This window comes from Streptococcus infantis (genome assembly GCF_001579645.1).
Lineage (GTDB): Bacteria > Bacillota > Bacilli > Lactobacillales > Streptococcaceae > Streptococcus > Streptococcus infantis_E.
On record NZ_LQZF01000190.1, the window covers coordinates 1 to 485 of the forward strand.

Here is a 485-nt window from a genome sequence, read left to right on the forward strand (position 1 = left end):
TGTTAAGGTAGTAACTCCAAACACACCAGCGCCTGTAACTCCAAGTACAGATGCGGATAAGAACACACCAGTAGCTAAAGATCAAACAGTGAACAAAGGAGAAACTCCAAACGCTAAAGATTCAATCGGAAACGTAGGAGACCTACCAAATGGAACTAAGTTTGAGTACAAGACACCAGTAGACACTACAACTTCAGGCGACAAAGACGCTGTGGTAGTGGTAACTTACCCAGATGGTTCTAAGGATGAAGTTCCAGTTAAAGTAACTGTTGCAGCTAATGTAGCTCCAGCTTCTGATAACACTCCAGCTAAGAAAGCGGGCGCTAAAGAATTACCAAACACTGGTACAAAACAATCTAGCGCTTCACTTGCACTAGCACTTCTTGCAGCAGCGACAGGAGGACTCCTCATCGCTAAAAAACGCGAGGAAGAAGAGTAAAACATTACTCTGATAAAGCAAACCTGATAATCTTGATTCTATGAGG

At 43.1% G+C, this 485-nt stretch carries 1 protein-coding gene; it reads left to right on the forward strand.

The window, feature by feature from the left end; translation table 11 throughout:
- Positions 1-439: Rib/alpha-like domain-containing protein (locus SINDD18_RS11575; protein WP_153014473.1), on the forward strand; the 439-nt coding region annotated here is incomplete at its 5' end.
- Positions 440-485 lie beyond the last annotated feature (46 nt).